Source organism: Aeromicrobium wangtongii (genome assembly GCF_024584515.1).
Taxonomy (GTDB): Bacteria; Actinomycetota; Actinomycetes; order Propionibacteriales; family Nocardioidaceae; genus Aeromicrobium; species Aeromicrobium wangtongii.
The window spans coordinates 1393593-1407780 of sequence record NZ_CP102173.1; the positions used below are offsets into that span (position 1 = coordinate 1393593).

At 70.1% G+C, this 14188-nt stretch carries 14 protein-coding genes and 1 pseudogene; 11 read left to right on the forward strand and 4 right to left on the reverse strand.

What is annotated here, in order from left to right:
• Both NQV15_RS07035 and NQV15_RS07040 read right to left on the reverse strand, forming a co-directional pair.
• A complete protein-coding gene (locus NQV15_RS07035; RefSeq protein ID WP_232399113.1) occupies positions 1 to 408 on the reverse strand; it encodes an iron chaperone in 408 nt (135 codons plus the stop codon).
• A gap of 28 nt (positions 409 to 436) precedes the next feature.
• Complete coding sequence (locus NQV15_RS07040; protein ID WP_232399114.1) at positions 437 to 1447, reverse strand: Mce/MlaD family protein; 1011 nt, start codon at positions 1445 to 1447, stop codon at positions 437 to 439.
• A gap of 185 nt (positions 1448 to 1632) precedes the next feature.
• On the opposite strand from NQV15_RS07040, the gene dnaE reads away from it, so the two are divergent.
• Both dnaE and NQV15_RS07050 read left to right on the forward strand, forming a co-directional pair.
• Entirely contained in the window at positions 1633 to 5169 is a 3537-nt protein-coding gene (gene dnaE / locus NQV15_RS07045; RefSeq protein ID WP_232399115.1) for a DNA polymerase III subunit alpha, read from the forward strand.
• Positions 5166 to 5687: a hypothetical protein gene (locus NQV15_RS07050; RefSeq protein WP_232399116.1), complete on the forward strand. Its 522-nt coding sequence runs from the start codon at positions 5166 to 5168 to the stop codon at positions 5685 to 5687. Before dnaE ends, NQV15_RS07050 begins: the two co-directional genes overlap by 4 nt.
• On the opposite strand, the gene ybaK is transcribed toward NQV15_RS07050, so the two are convergent.
• On the reverse strand, positions 5684 to 6175 hold the full coding sequence (gene ybaK, locus NQV15_RS07055) for a Cys-tRNA(Pro) deacylase (protein WP_232399117.1): 492 nt from the start codon (positions 6173 to 6175) through the stop codon (positions 5684 to 5686). The genes NQV15_RS07050 and ybaK overlap by 4 nt on opposite strands.
• Before the next feature lie 52 nt (positions 6176 to 6227).
• On the opposite strand from ybaK, the gene hisD reads away from it, so the two are divergent.
• From hisD to hisH, 4 genes are read left to right on the forward strand one after another with little or no spacing between them, the layout of a single operon-like run.
• Positions 6228 to 7538, forward strand: a complete 1311-nt coding sequence (gene hisD / locus NQV15_RS07060; protein WP_232399799.1) for a histidinol dehydrogenase — start codon at positions 6228 to 6230, stop codon at positions 7536 to 7538.
• Positions 7538 to 8611 (forward strand): histidinol-phosphate transaminase, encoded by a 1074-nt coding sequence (locus NQV15_RS07065; protein WP_232399118.1) that lies wholly within the window; start codon positions 7538 to 7540, stop codon positions 8609 to 8611. Before hisD ends, NQV15_RS07065 begins: the two co-directional genes overlap by 1 nt.
• Positions 8611 to 9210: an imidazoleglycerol-phosphate dehydratase HisB gene (gene hisB / locus NQV15_RS07070; RefSeq protein WP_232399119.1), complete on the forward strand. Its 600-nt coding sequence runs from the start codon at positions 8611 to 8613 to the stop codon at positions 9208 to 9210. Before NQV15_RS07065 ends, hisB begins: the two co-directional genes overlap by 1 nt.
• A complete protein-coding gene (hisH, locus tag NQV15_RS07075) occupies positions 9207 to 9842 on the forward strand; it encodes an imidazole glycerol phosphate synthase subunit HisH (protein ID WP_232399120.1) in 636 nt (211 codons plus the stop codon). Before hisB ends, hisH begins: the two co-directional genes overlap by 4 nt.
• A 33-nt stretch (positions 9843 to 9875) precedes the next feature.
• On the opposite strand, the gene NQV15_RS07080 is transcribed toward hisH, so the two are convergent.
• The gene (locus NQV15_RS07080) at positions 9876 to 10466 is read right to left on the reverse strand and encodes a hypothetical protein (RefSeq protein WP_232399121.1); all 591 of its coding nucleotides are present in this window, start codon (positions 10464 to 10466) and stop codon (positions 9876 to 9878) included.
• A gap of 169 nt (positions 10467 to 10635) precedes the next feature.
• Between NQV15_RS07080 and NQV15_RS07085 the strand changes: the two genes are divergently transcribed.
• The 5 genes and pseudogenes from NQV15_RS07085 to NQV15_RS18195 form a co-directional block, all read left to right on the forward strand.
• Positions 10636 to 10977 (forward strand): hypothetical protein, encoded by a 342-nt coding sequence (locus NQV15_RS07085; protein ID WP_232399122.1) that lies wholly within the window; start codon positions 10636 to 10638, stop codon positions 10975 to 10977.
• A 1-nt stretch (position 10978) separates the two neighbouring features.
• Complete coding sequence (gene priA, locus NQV15_RS07090) at positions 10979 to 11755, forward strand: bifunctional 1-(5-phosphoribosyl)-5-((5-phosphoribosylamino)methylideneamino)imidazole-4-carboxamide isomerase/phosphoribosylanthranilate isomerase PriA (RefSeq protein WP_232399123.1); 777 nt, start codon at positions 10979 to 10981, stop codon at positions 11753 to 11755.
• A 3-nt stretch (positions 11756 to 11758) separates the two neighbouring features.
• Entirely contained in the window at positions 11759 to 12256 is a 498-nt protein-coding gene (locus tag NQV15_RS07095) for a GNAT family N-acetyltransferase (protein ID WP_232399124.1), read from the forward strand.
• Positions 12257 to 12371: 115 nt separating this feature from the next.
• A complete protein-coding gene (gene hisF / locus NQV15_RS07100) occupies positions 12372 to 13133 on the forward strand; it encodes an imidazole glycerol phosphate synthase subunit HisF (RefSeq protein ID WP_232399125.1) in 762 nt (253 codons plus the stop codon).
• Between the two features lie 208 nt (positions 13134 to 13341).
• Positions 13342 to 14070 (forward strand): annotated as a pseudogene (locus NQV15_RS18195) (ABC transporter transmembrane domain-containing protein); the annotation flags it as partial.
• Positions 14071 to 14188 lie beyond the last annotated feature (118 nt).

Genomic DNA, 14188 nt, shown 5'->3' on the forward strand with positions numbered 1-14188 from the left:
TCAGTGTCCCGAGCGGCGACGGGCCGCGAACTCCTGGGCCTCGGCCAGCCGGAACCGCGCGATGTCGGCGATCAGCCCGACTGGCAGCGGCTGGTCGAGGGGGAAGCGCACGGATGACTTCACGACCCGGTAGGGCTGCAGCTCGGCGTCGAACCGGGCGCGGACGGCCCCTGCGGGGAAGAAGCTGAGCGAGGTGTGCTCGTCGTGGCCGGCGAACTGGACCACGACGACGCCGTGCTGGCGGTACGAGGGGATGTTGTGGGTGATGATCTCCTCGGCGTCCGGCAGTGCGGCACGGATCACCGATCGCATCTCCTGCAGCCGTGGCTCGATCTCGTACGTCGCCGCCGCGATGTAGTCGTCGACGGTGTCGTAGGTCTGCTTCTCGCGGTCCGGGTGCTCAGCCATGCCCCCAGTATCGCGGGTGCCCGGCGGGTCAGTGACCGCGCAGGGCCTGACGGATGTCGGCGGCGCTGTCGTCGTCGGCCTGGCGCAGGCGGTCGGCGGCGGTGTCGGCGGCGCGGCGACCCGCGGTGAGCGACTCGCGCACCGACTCGAGGTGCTCGGTCCAGTCGCGCTTGAAGCCGTTGTTGCTGCCGACGCGCTCCTCCTCGGGAAGCATCCGGCCGGCGCGGATCGCCAACCGGATGTCCTCGAGGCGGTCGGCCGCCTGGCCGAGCGCCTTGGCGGCGTCGAGCAGCTGCTCGCCGAGCGACTGCACCGCCTCGGGGGATGAGATCTCGGGGCTCGGCTCGCCGGAGCCGTCGCCGCGGACCGCGCCCAGCGAGGCCTCCGCGCGGCGGGGGAGCCGGCGGTCGACGTCGTTGTCGGCGTTCTTCGCCTTCTGCATGAGGTCGGCGTACTCGTCGACGATGCCGCGCACCTCACGGCGGTACTCGCCAATGGCCTGCTGGAGTGCTCCGCCCTGCTCGAGCAGCATCGCCTCTGCCTGCGCCCCACCGCCGCCGTCGGTGAAGCTGAGCCCGGCCTGGCGGCGGAACTGCGCATCGTGGGGCTCGGCGGTGTGGGCGTCGATGCGCCGGATCAGCGCGCCGGGGTCGTGCGGTCCGCCCTTCGCGTCCTGGAGGGCCTGCCGCAGTCCCTGCCGGGCCGCGCGCCACCGCTGCCGGAGGCCGTCGAGACCGTCCTGGCCCTGCGCGAGCGCGTCGGCGGCGGCCTCGATCGAGTCGGCGAGCTCGCCGAGCTGCCGGGCGTCCGCCTCGAGGGCCGTGCCGGCACGCTGCGCGCCGCGCGACAGCGCCAGCACCGTGCGGCCGCGGCTGCCCTGGGGCGGATTGGCCTGCTGCAGCTGCTCGGAGACCTGCCCGAGCTGGCGCGTGAGGTCGCGCAGCCCCTGCACCGCCTCGCGGAGCCGGGCGGGCTCGCCCGGCAGGTCGATGGTGTCGGGTCCGATCGGACCGCTGACGAGGACGGCGTGGAGTGGCATGTTTCCCCCTGGACGAACAGATCTGCCCCCATGATGGCGTGTGACGGTCCCCACCGCCAGCACTTGCGACGCTGATTTCTCGGGCGCGCAGGGCGGGACGCGGTTGCGGGGTGGCCGTTCTGGTCGGACCTCTCGACTAGGCTGTAGACCTTCCGTCAACCACCCGCCGAGGAGGCCATTTCTCGATGTCGAGCGACTCATTCGTGCACCTGCACGTGCACACGGAGTACTCGATGCTCGACGGAGCGGCGCTGCTCGACGGCCTCTTCGAGCGCACCGCCGAGCTGGAGATGCCGGCGATCGCGATGACCGATCACGGCAACCTGCACGGTGCGTACGACTTCTACAGCAAGGCCAAGAAGCACGGGGTCAAGCCGATCATCGGCATGGAGGCGTACCTGACGCCCAACATCCCCCGCACGGAGAAGAAGGCCGTGCAGTGGAACAAGGGCGCCAAGGACGCCGATGTCGCCGGACGCGGTGCCTACACGCACATGACGCTGCTGTCCGAGACGACCGAGGGCATGCACAACCTGTTCCGCATCGGCTCGTACGCGAGCCTCGAGGGCCAGTACCGCAAGCCCCGCGCGGACCGTGACCTCCTGCAGCGCTTCGGCAAGGGCCTCATCGCGACGACGGGCTGTCCGTCGGGCGAGATCCAGACCTGGCTGCGCATCGGCAACTACGACAAGGCCCGCGCCTCGGCGGCCGAGTTCCAGGACATCTTCGGCAAGGAGAACTTCTTCCTCGAGCTGATGGACCACGGCCTGGAGATCGAGCGCACCGTGCGCGACGGCCTGCTGCGGCTCAAGGCCGACCTGGGCCTGCCCGCCATCGCGACCAACGACTCGCACTACACCAGCCCTGAGGACGCCGAGGCGCACTCGGCCCTGCTGTGCGTCCAGTCCGGCAGCACGCTGACCGACCCCAACCGGTTCAAGTTCGACTCCAACGACTTCTACATCAAGTCCGCCGCCGAGATGCGTGACCTGTGGGAGCACCGCTTCGACCTCAAGGAGGCGTGCGACAACACCCTCCTGATCGCCGAGCGCTGCAATGTCGAGTTCACCGAGTCCAACGGTGGCTACATGGCGCGCGCCGACATCCCCGAGGGCGAGACCGAGGAGAGCTGGTTCGTCAAGGAGGTCTGGCGCGGCATCGAGAGCCGCTATCCCGGCGACAAGCTGACCGACGAGGTGCGCGCGCGCACCGAGATGGAGCTCGACGTCGTCCGCACCAAGGGCTACTGCGGCTACTACCTCGTGGTCGCCGACTTCATCAACTGGGCCAAGGACAACGGCATCCGTGTCGGGCCCGGTCGTGGATCAGGTGCCGGCTCGATCGCGGCCTACGCCCTGCGGATCACCGATCTGTGCCCGCTCACGCACGGCCTGATCTTCGAGCGCTTCCTCAACCCCGAGCGTCCCTCGATGCCTGACTTCGACATCGACTTCGACGAGCGTCGACGCGCCGAGGTCATCCGGTACGTCAGCAACAAGTACGGCGAGGAGCGCGTCGCGATGATCGCGACGTTCGGCCGGCTCAAGTCCAAGGCGGCCATCAAGGACGCCGCGCGGGTCATGGACTACCCGTTCTCCCACGGCGAGCGCATCACCAAGGCGCTGCCCGCCGACATCATGGGCAAGGGCGTGACGCTCAAGGGCCTGTTCGACAAGGACGACAAGCGGTACGGCGACGGCGCGGACTTCCGCAAGCTGCACGACGAGGACGCCGACGTCCGCAAGATCTACCAGACCGCGCTCGGACTCGAGGGCCAGATCCGCCAGTGGGGCGTCCACGCCGCCGGCGTCATCATGTCCAGCGATCCCTTGATCGACATCGTGCCGATCATGAAGCGCGAGCAGGACGGCGCGATCATCACGCAGTTCGACTACCCGATGTGCGAGGCGCTCGGGCTGGTCAAGATGGACTTCCTGGGGTTGCGCAACCTCACGGTGCTCGACGACGCGCTGATCAACATCAAGCGCAACCGTGACATCGACCTGGTGCTGGAAGACCTCACCTTCGACGACCCCGCGACGTACGACCTGCTGGCCCGCGGCGACACCTTGGGAGTGTTCCAGCTCGACGGCGGCCCCATGCGCGCGCTGCTGCGCAGCATGAAGCCCGACAAGTTCGAGGACATCTCGGCCGTCGGCGCGCTGTACCGGCCCGGTCCGATGGGCGCGGACTCGCACAACAAGTACGCCCGCCGCAAGAACGGCCGCGAGCCGATCGACCCGATCCACCCCGAGCTCGAGAAGCCCCTGGAGACGGTGCTGGGGGAGACCTACGGCCTGATCGTCTATCAGGAGCAGGTCATGGAGATCGCCCAGGTGCTGGCCGGGTTCTCCCTCGGACAGGCCGACAACCTGCGCCGCGCGATGGGCAAGAAGAAGAAGTCCGAGCTCGACAAGCAGTACGCCGGCTTCCAGGCTGGCATGCTCGAGCGCGGCTACTCCCAGAAGGCGATCACGGCGCTGTGGGAGATCCTGCTCCCGTTCTCGGACTACGCCTTCAACAAGGCGCACTCCGCGGCGTACGGCGTCATCAGCTACTGGACGGCGTACCTCAAGGCCAACTATCCGGCCGAGTACATGGCCGCGCTGCTGACCAGCACCCGCGTCGACAAGGACAAGTCGGCGATCTACCTCAACGAGTGCCGCCGCATGGGCATCAAGGTGCTGCCGCCGGACGTCAACGAGTCGGTCTCCAACTTCGCCTCGGTCGGCGCCGACATCCGCTTCGGTCTCGGCGCGATCCGCAACATCGGTGAGAACGTCGTGGCCGGCATCGTCGAGGGGCGCACGACCGGCGGTCCCTACCGCGACTTCAACGACTTCCTCGACAAGGTCCCGGCGCACGTGTGCAACAAGCGGGTCCTGGACTCGCTCATCAAGGCAGGCGCCTTCGACTCCCTGGGGCACCGTCGCCGCGCGCTGACGACGGTCGCCGAGGAGGGCGTCGACCTGTACATCGACCTCAAGCGCCAGGCCGCGATCGGCCAGGACTCGCTATTCGGTGGTGCGGACGAGGCGCTGTTCACCGGCGGCACGATCGACGTCCCCGACACGATGCCGGAGTGGGAGAAGACCCAGCTGCTGGCCTTCGAGCGCGACATGCTCGGGCTGTACGTCTCCGATCACCCGCTGCAGGGCCTGGAGCACGTGCTGCGCGCGAGCAGCGACTGCACGGTCGGTGAGCTGCTGGGCAATGCCGAGCTGCCCGACGGCAGCACGGTGCGCATCTGCGGCCTGATCACCGGCGTCCAGCGCCGCATGAGCAAGAAGGGCGACAGCTGGGCCTCGGTCACGCTGGAGGACCTCGAGGGCGGCATCGAGATCATGGTCTTCCCCGGCGCCTACCAGCTGGCGATGCCGGTGCTGGTGCCCGACACGATCGTCGTGGTCAAGGGCAGGGTGCGCCGCAAGGACGAGGGCGTCGAGCTCAACGCGCTGGAGGTGACCCTGCCGGCGATGGGCTCGGGCGGTCCCGAGCGTCCGCTCGTGGTCAGCCTGCCGGTGGCCCGGTGCACGGCCGACACGATCGGGACGTTCAAGCAGGTCCTGTCAGCGCATCCGGGCATGTCCGAGGTCCACCTGCGGCTGATCGGCAACGGGACGACGAAGATCATGCGCCTGGACGACAGCCTGCGGGTGGCGCAGTCGTCCTCGCTGATCGCCGATCTCAAAGAGCTGCTGGGTCCCCATTGTCTGTCGTGAACCCCTCGTCCCCGGCCTCCCACGGGCGCTCGGCGCTCGGCGCAGTCCTGCCGGCGCGCCGCATGCTGACCCTGGCCCTGGCGACCCTGGCGCTGGGCCTGGCCGCGGGGCTGGTGTGGCTGTGGCTGGCCGATCCGTCCCAGTGGCAGGTGAGCGACCGCGGCATCCTGCTGACCGAGGCGGCGTCCCGCGGACAGTTCCAGGTCGTGGTGATGTTCGTCCTGGTCGGCCTCGTGGTCTCGCTCGCCGCCGGCTGGGGCATCGTGCAACTGCTGCCCGATGCGGGCTGGCTGGTGGTGCCGGTGACGATCGTGGCGACCGTGTTGGCGGCGCTGATCGCGTGGCGGATCGGTGTGGACCTCGGACCGCCGTCCCCGGCCTCGGTCCGCGACGTGCAGCCCGGCGACACCCTGCCGTCACGGCTGGCGGTCGACTCCGTCGCGCCCTTCCTGGTGTGGCCGATCTTCGGCCTCCTCGGCGTGATCGGCGCGACGTGGGGCGCCGACCGCCGGGCCTAGCGAGCGATCCGGGCCAGCACGGCGCGGGTGATGCGGGTCAGGTCGGCCGGGGCGATCTCGGCCTCGAGCCCGCGGCGTCCGCCCGAGACGAAGATCGTCGGCCACTGCGAGGCGGACCGGTCGATCACGGTGCGATGGGCCTTCTTCTGCCCGACCGGCGAGATGCCACCGATGACGTAGCCGGTGGCCCGCTGGGCCTGGGCCGCATCGGCCATCTGGGCGCGCTTGCCGCCCAGCGCATCGGCGAGCGCCTTGAGGTCGAGCGAGCCCATGACCGGCACCACACCGACGCACAGCTCACCGTCGATGACCGCCATCAACGTCTTGAACACCCGGGCAGGCTCGACCCCGAGGGCTTCGGCGGCCTCCATGCCGAAGGACTCCGCGCGCGGGTCGTGCACGTACGAGTGCGCCGCGAACTTGACCCCGGCACGGTGCAGTGCAGCGAAGGCTGGGGTGGAGTCGACAGGCTTCTGGTTGGCGGCCACGACCCCACCGTAATGCTTCCGTAGACTGATAGCCGTGATACGACGTCTTGACCTGCGCACGCTTGCCCCTACCCCCGACGAGTCGACGGTGGCCTACAGCGCTGCCGTGCCCCGCGCGGCGGTCGACGTCGAGCACGCGCTGGCCGCCGTGCGCCCGATCTGCGACGACGTGCGCGAGCGTGGCACGGAGGCCGTGCTCGACGCGGGCGAGAAGTTCGACGGCGTGCGTCCCGCACAGCTGCGCGTCCCGGCGTCCGCGCTGGCCGATGCGCTGGCGAACCTGGCCCCCGAGATCCGCACCGCGCTGGAGGAGTCCATCCGCCGGCTGCGGCAGACCTGCATCGCCGAGCTCGAGCAGTCGCTGGTCACCGATGTCGCCCCCGGTGCGACGGTCGAGCGCCGCATCGTCCCGATGCAGCGGGTCGGTCTCTACGTCCCCGGCGGCCTCGCGCCGCTGATCAGCACGGTCATCATGAACGCCGTCCCGGCCCAGGTCGCGGGAGTGCCCGGCATCGCGCTGGCCAGCCCGCCGCAGGCCGAGTTCGACGGCCTCCCGCACCCCTCGATCCTCGCCGCGTGCGCGCTGCTGGGCATCGACGAGGTCTACGCCGCCGGGGGAGCGCAGGCGCTGGCGATGTTCGCCTACGGTGCAGCGTCCGATGGCCGGGTCGACTGCCGTCCGGTCAACCTGATCACCGGCCCGGGCAACATCTACGTCGCGGCGGCCAAGCGCCACCTGCAGGGCACGGTCAGCATCGATTCGGAGGCCGGGCCGACCGAGATCGCGATCATCGCCGACGACACCGCCGACCCGGCCTTCGTCGCCGCCGACCTGATCAGCCAGGCCGAGCACGACCCGATGGCTGCCAGCGTCCTGATCACCGACAGCGACGTGCTGGCGACCGCGGTCGAGGTCGAGGTGGACCTGCAGGTCGACACCGCGAAGCACGCCTCGCGCATCCGCACCGCCCTGGACGGCCCCCAGTCCGCGATCGTGCTGGTCCGCGACATCGACCAGGCGATCGACGTGGCCAACGGCTACGCCGCCGAGCACCTCGAGGTGCACACCGCCGATGCGTCCGCCGTGGCCGAGCGCATCGTCAACGCCGGCGCGATCTTCGTCGGCTCGCACACCCCGGTGTCGCTGGGCGACTACGCGGCCGGGTCGAACCACGTCCTGCCGACGGCCGGCTGCGCGTGCCACTCCTCGGGCCTGTCGGTCCGGGCGTTCTGCAAGAACATGCACGTCGTGACCTACTCGGAGTCGGCCCTGCGCGAGGTGGGCGATCACGTCGTCACCCTCGCCGAGGCCGAGAACCTGCCCTCGCACGGCGCTGCCGTGTCGGTCCGGATGTCACGCTGATGCCGGTTCCCGCCTGGGTCCCGATCCGTGAGGAGCTGCGGGACGAGGAGCCCTATGGTGCGCCGCAGCTCGACGTGCCGGTCCAGCTCAACACCAACGAGAACCCGTACGGTCCCAGTGACGAGACGGCGCGCGACATCGCCGAGTCGGTGCTGAAGGTCGCGACCAGCCTCAACCGCTACCCGGACCGGGAGGCCAGTGAGCTGCGCGCATCGCTCGCGGCCTATCTCGGGCACGGGCTGACCGCCGATCACGTGTGGGCGGCCAACGGGTCGAACGAGATCATGCAGCAGGTGCTGCAGGCCTTCGGCGGGCCCGGACGCACCGCGGTCTCCTTCGCCCCGACGTACTCGATGTATCCCGAGTACGCCCGCAACACGCACACCCGGTGGATCGCCGGGCGACGCCGCGACGACTTCGGCATCGACGTCGATGCCGCGCTGGAGCTCATCGCCGCCGAGCAGCCCGATGTCGTGATCCTGACCTCGCCCAACAACCCGACCGGCACGGCTCTGGACCCCGCACACACCCGCGCGATCCTGGAGGCGGCGCCCGGCGTCGTCGTGGTCGACGAGGCGTACGCCGAGTTCCGCCGCGCCGGCACCCCGACGGCGCTGGAGCTGCTGGACGCCTTCCCGCGGCTGCTGGTCACCCGGACCATGAGCAAGGCGTTCGCGCTGGCCGGTGGGCGGCTCGGGTACGTCGCCGCCGACCCGGCGATCATCGACGCGCTGCGCATCGTCCGGCTGCCCTATCACCTGTCCGCCGTGAGCCAGGCGGCAGCGACGGCGGCCCTGCGGCACGAGGACGAGCTGCTGGCCGCGGTCGACGCGCTGCGCACGACCCGCGACGAGACCGCAGCGTGGCTGCGGGACCGCGGCCTGGACGTCGCTGAGTCCGATGCGAACTTCGTGCTGTTCGGCACCTTCGAGGACCGGCACGCCATCTGGCAGGGCCTGCTGGACCGCGGCGTCCTGATCCGTGAGGTCGGCCCCCTAGGATGGTTGCGCGTCTCGATCGGCACCCCCGAGGAGATGGACGCATTCCGACAAGCACTCCTGGAGGTCATCTGATGGCGCGCACCGCACGCATCGAGCGAAAGACCTCCGAGTCGCACGTCATGGTCGAGGTCGACCTCGACGGAACCGGCCGCAACGACATCTCCACGGGCGTCGGCTTCTACGACCACATGCTGACGGCGTTCTCGCGCCACTCCCTGATCGACCTGACGGTGCGCACCGAGGGCGATCTGCACATCGACGCCCACCACACCGTCGAGGACACCGCGATCTGCCTGGGTCAGGCGATCCGTGAGGCGCTCGGCGACAAGATCGGCATCACCCGCTACGGCGACGCGCTCGTCCCGCTGGACGAGGCGATCGCGCAGGCCGTCGTCGACGTGTCCGGACGTCCGTACTTCGTGCACTCCGGTGAGCCCGAGCGCCAGATCACCGCCGTCATCGGCGGCCAGTACTCCGGCTCGCTGACCGCCCACGTCCTGGAGTCGCTCGCGCACCACGCCGCGATGACGATGCACGTGCGCCTGATCGACGGCCGCGACCCGCACCACATCGCCGAGGCGCAGTTCAAGGCCGTCGCGCGAGCGCTGCGCAAGGCCATCGCGCTGGATCCTCGTGAGACGGGCATTCCCAGCACCAAGGGCGCCCTGTGACCCGTCCCCGGGTCGCGGTGCTCGACTACGGCTCGGGCAACCTGCGCTCGGCCGTGCGCGCGGTCGAGCGCGCCGGCGCCGACGTCACCTTGACCGACGACGCCACCGTCGCTGCCGAGGCCGACGGCCTGCTGGTGCCTGGCGTCGGCGCATTCGAGTCGTGCATGCGCGGCCTGCGCGAGGTCGACGGCGTGCGCATCATCGAGCGGCGCCTCATCGCGGGCCGGCCCGTCATGGGCATCTGCGTCGGCATGCAGATCCTGTTCGCCGAGGGCATCGAGCACGGCGTCCGCACAGAGGGCTGTGCCGAGTGGCCCGGCGTCATCGAGAAGCTGCAGGCGCCGATCGTCCCCCACATGGGCTGGAACACCGTCGAGCCCGGCGAGGGCTCGCGGATGTTCGCCGGCATCGAGGACGAGCGGTTCTACTTCGTGCACTCCTACGGTCTGCGCGACTGGGTGCTGTCGCAGCCGCCGGCGTTCCCGGACCCGGCCGTCACGTGGACCGAGTACGAGGGTGAGCGGTTCGTCTCGGCCGTCGAGCACGGTCCGCTGTGGGCGACCCAGTTCCACCCCGAGAAGTCCGGCGACGCCGGGATGCTGCTGCTGCAGAACTGGCTCGCGACGCTGTGACGTCGGGTCGCCCCCTGCAGACGGTGTCGGTCGTCAGCTGGCCTTGAGCCACTTGGTCCAGTGCTGGGCGTGGACATTGGTGGGGGACACGGCGTCGGTGAGGAACGGAGCGTTGTCGTCCTGCAGTCCCTCCGTCGCTGCGAACGCCGACACCTTGACGCGCCGGGGATCGCCGAGGCACGAGCGTGGGACGACCACGTTGAGGTAGCCCTTCGCGCCCAGCCGGACGGTCATGGGAGCGTGGCAACGACGTGTCTCCTGCGTGTCGATGACACGGGCTTTGCCCTCGCCGGCGACGACCACGAAGCGGCTCGGCTTGGACCTGCCGTCGAGACGGATGCTGACCATGGGCAGCGCGTCGCCATTGAGGCTGGAGAACTTGACGGTGACGCCGACCGACTTCTTGGTGTGCTTGACGCGGAGGCTCCGCAGATCGACGCCGGAGGCGACGCTCTCCGCGTAGCCCAGGACGGTGCCTCGTTCGTCCTTCATGCTGGTGTAGCTGAGGACGTCGCTCGCCTTGTCCTTGAGCGTCGTGGTCTCGGCCGCCGCGACGGTGGCGGTGCCGGCGACGGCGATCGAGGTGGTCAGGAGTGTCGCGGCGAGGCGGGCGGTGGTGCGCATCGGGATCCTTCGGTGATGGGGACGAAGGCACGAACCTAGCCGCACGGCGTCGCCGGCACAGCCGTTTCAGCGGACGACCTCGCGCAGGATCTCGGCGAGCTGCTCGTGTCTGGAGAACTGCGGCCAGTGACCGGTGGGCAGCTCGGCGAAGTAGTCCTCGCCCGCGGCGGTGTACGCGCCGATCTCGTCGCGGGAACGTCGTCGTGATGAGCGTCACCGGGACGCGCCAGCGGGCCTCGTCGCGGAGCACCTGCAGGTCGCGGGCCGCGGCCGCGGGATGGGGAACCGCGCGGGCACGGAAGTCGGCGAGCTGGGCGTCGGTGAGGTCGTCGGACGCGTCCACGAGGTCGACGACCGCGGCCACGTGCTCGGCCAGCCCGATGCCGGAGCGGTCGGCGTCGACCGACTCCAGACCGGGCAGCGTCACGGCGGTGACGTCGTGCCCGACGGCCTCGAGAGCGGGGACGATGCGGTCCCACGACCAGGCGCCGAGCCAGAAACCGGGAACTAGGATGACCTTCGTACCGGCACGATGGGCGCAGTTGCCGACAGATAGCATCAGCCGCGTGACCCTCGAACTTCTCCCCGCCGTCGACGTCGCCGATGGACAGGCCGTGCGCCTCGTCCAAGGTGAGCTCGGCAGCGAGACCGCCTACGGATCCCCGCTCGACGCCGCCCTGCAGTGGCAAACGGACGGAGCGGAGTGGATCCACCTGGTCGACCTGGACGCTGCCTTCGGCAAGGGCTCCAACCGTGAGCTGCTGGCCGAGGTCGTCGGCCGCCTCGACGTGAAGGTCGAGCTGTCCGGCGGCATCCGCGACGACGCGTCCCTCGAGGCTGCGCTCGCGACGGGCTGCACCCGCGTCAACCTGGGCACGGCCGCGATCGAGAACCCCGACTGGTGCGCCAAGGCCATCGGCCAGTACGGCGATCGGATCGCCGTGGGCCTGGACGTCCGAGGGACGACGCTGGCCGCACGTGGCTGGACCGAGGAGGGCGGCGACCTGTTCGACGTCCTCGCCCGGCTCGACCGCGACGGCTGCGCCCGCTACGTCGTCACCGACGTCACGAAGGACGGCACCCTGACCGGCCCGAACCTGGAGCTGCTGCGCCGGGTGTGCGCGGCCACCGACAAGCCCGTCGTCGCCTCCGGCGGCGTCTCGAGCCTGCAGGACCTGCGCGACATCGCGACCCTGACCGGCATCGGCGTCGAGGGCGCCATCGTCGGCAAGGCCCTGTACGCCGGAGCCTTCACGCTGCCCGAGGCGCTCGCGGCCGTCCGCGGCTGAACCATGGCGTCCGCCGCGGTGCTGCGCCCCGCGGTCCACGACGATGTCGAAGGGCTCCTGGCTTTCGACATAACGGTCGTCGTGCGGACCCGGGACGACTGGGCGGCCGCGATCGACAAGGCGGCCCGGGGCGAGCGGCTGCTGCTGGTCGCCGAGGTGGAGGGCGTGATCGCTGCCTTCGCCCAGGCGCACCGGCTCGAGCAGCATCCGGACGACGCGGCGCCGGCCGGTTGGTACCTCACCGGTGTCACGGTGCTCCCGCTGTACCGTCGCGCAGGACTGGCCCGGCGCCTCACGACGGCCCGGCTGGCGTGGATCTTTGCGCGGGCCGACGAGTCCTGGTACTTCGCCAACGCCCAGAACACGGCGTCCATCGACCTGCACACCCAGCTGGGCTTCACCGAGGTCGCCCGCGCCGCAGCCATCCACGGCGTCCGATTCGACGGCGGCGAAGGCATCCTCTTCCGCCGCGGGGCAACGGATCCTTCGACGTTTGGGTAACCCCAGCAGCGCAAACGCAGAAAGATCGGTCGCCCTGCGGACGGACGTAGCTGCGTTTGGGTAGTCCCGGCACCGCAAAGGCAGAAAGATCGGTGGCCCCCGGTAGGCTCGTCCGGTGAGTCTTGCCGTCCGTGTGATCCCGTGCCTGGACGTCGACAACGGTCGCGTCGTCAAGGGCGTCAACTTCGTCAACCTGCGCGATGCCGGTGACCCGGTGGAGATGGCCAAGGTCTACGACGCCGAGGGCGCCGACGAGCTGACCTTCCTGGACATCACCGCCTCGTCGGGCAACCGCGCCACGACCTTCGACGTCGTCGGACGCACCGCCGACCAGGTGTTCATCCCGCTGACCGTCGGCGGGGGAGTCCGGACCCCCGAGGACGTCGACAAGCTGCTGCGCGCCGGCGCGGACAAGGTCGGCATCAACACCGCGGCGATCAACCGCCCGGAGGTCATCGCCGAGATCGCCCACCGGTTCGGCAACCAGGTGCTGGTCCTGAGCGTCGACGCCCGCCGCAGCAGCGAGCAGCCCAGCGGCTTCGAGGTCACGACCCACGGCGGTCGCACGTCCGCCGGTCTGGACGCCGTCGAGTGGGCCCGCACCGCGACGCGCCTCGGCGCGGGGGAGATCCTGCTCAACTCGATGGACGCCGACGGGACGAAGGACGGCTTCGACCTGGAAATGATTCGGGCGGTCCGTGACGTTACACAGGTACCGCTCATCGCGAGTGGTGGCGCCGGACGGCTCGATCACTTCCCAGCAGCCGTCGATGCCGGCGCCGACGCAGTGCTCGCCGCAAGTGTCTTCCACTTCGGCGACATGACGATCGGACAGGTGAAAGAGACGTTGCGAGCTGCTGGACACCGTGTCCGTTAGTGACACCGACCGCGTGCGGGTCGACGCGGACGACAACGAGCCCCTGACGGGCGGCCCCGTCGACGGAGAGCCGGCCGGCTCCTCCGACCTCGGGGCCGCCCGCACCGACCGCATCACCCGGCGCGGGTTCTCGTTGCTCGGCCGCGGCATCAAGGAGCAGCCGCTGCTGTTCTGGATCTCGGTCATCGGCAGCGTGCTGTTCGGTTTCATGACCGTCGCGGACGCCCAGGTGCTCGGCTGGGCGACCGATCACGTCATCCGGCCCTCGTTCGAGGACGGCGAGGTCACCAAGGGTGCCCTGGTCGCGGCGATGGCCCTGTTCATGGCGGTCGCGATCCTGCGGGCGCTGGGCATCGTGGCGCGCCGGCTCATCGGCGGCATCGTCTACTACCGGCTCGTCGCGGACTACCGGCGCCGGGTCACCCGCCAGTACCTCGCGCTGCCGATGTCGTGGCACCACCGCCACCCGACCGGACAGCTGCTGTCCAATGCCAATGCCGACGTCGAAGGTGCATGGGCGGTGTTCATGCCGCTGCCGATGGCGATCGGTGTCATCGCGATGCTCGTGGCGGCGATCGCCGAGATGGTGCGCGCCGATCTCGTGCTGACCCTCGTGGGCCTGGTCGTGTTCCCTGCCCTGTTCGTGATCAACGTGTTCTACCAGCGCTGGCTGTCGCCCAAGGTCGCCCACGCGCAGGCACTGCGCGGATCGGTCAGCGCCGTCGCCCACGAGTCGTTCGACGGTGCCCTGGTCGTCAAGTCGCTGGGCCGCGAGACCGACGAGACCGACCGCTTCCGCGACGTGAGCCACGAGCTGCGTGACGCCAACATCGCCGTCGGCCGCATCCGCAGCATCTTCGACCCGCTGCTGGAGGCCCTGCCCAACATCGGCATCCTGCTCGTCGTCATGCTCGGCGTCGGACGGGTCGCCAGCGGCGCCGCCGACCCGGGTGACGTCGTGTCGGTGGCCTACCTGTTCACGGTCGTGGCGTTCCCCGTGCGCGCCATCGGGTGGGTCCTGGGCGAGCTGCCGCGCAGCGTCGTGAGCTGGGAGC